The sequence below is a fragment of the Maribellus luteus genome, from assembly GCF_003576475.1.
In the GTDB taxonomy this organism is placed as follows: Bacteria; Bacteroidota; Bacteroidia; order Bacteroidales; family Prolixibacteraceae; genus Draconibacterium; species Draconibacterium luteum.
In genome coordinates, this window is sequence record NZ_QWGR01000156.1 from 1 (window position 1) to 601 (window position 601).

General features: G+C 69.6%; 1 protein-coding gene. It reads left to right on the forward strand.

Features of this window, described 5'->3' with window-relative positions; genetic code table 11:
• A partial coding sequence (locus D1614_RS28380) for a hypothetical protein (RefSeq protein ID WP_206610177.1) occupies nt 1-601 on the forward strand: 601 nt, incomplete at both ends.

Consider the following 601-nt stretch of genomic DNA (forward strand, 5'->3'; position numbering starts at 1 on the left):
GCCACGCAGACCGTGCTCGAGGGCAGCGCCATCCTGCCGGTGTCGCCCAGCATGTTTTGGGGGATGACGCTGCTTCCCTTGCTGATGACTGCATTTGCGGTGCGTTGGCTTACCCCGCGCATGGCGCTTGCCGTGGCGCTGGCGGGTGCTGCCGTACTCCTGTCGAGCGCGATCGTCGCGCTGGTGTTCGACAATCGCTGGTTGCCGCCGTTCGCCGCGCTGGTTGGCCCACTGGTGTTGTATCCGCTGTGGAGCTGGCGCCAGCAGGAAGCCGCGCTGCGGTTTCTTCGCGACGAGATGCAGCGTCTGGCGCGTGAGCCCGGCCTCTTGGCTGAGACCGCGCCGCTGGCACGCCCCGGCCGCACGTTGGGCGCGCACATGGATGCCGTGGCCTCGCTTACGGATAAGTTGCGGGCGCTGCGTCGCTTCCTGGCCGATGCGCTCGAGAGCCTGCCCGATGCCACCGTCATCTGCACGCACGATGGCGCGATCCGCCTCGCCAACGGCCGCAGCGCCGACCTGGCCCGCCAGCAGCAGACGCCAGGTCAGAACCGCGCGGCTGCGTTGCGCGACCTGCCGACGCTGCTGGCGCGCGCGTTTC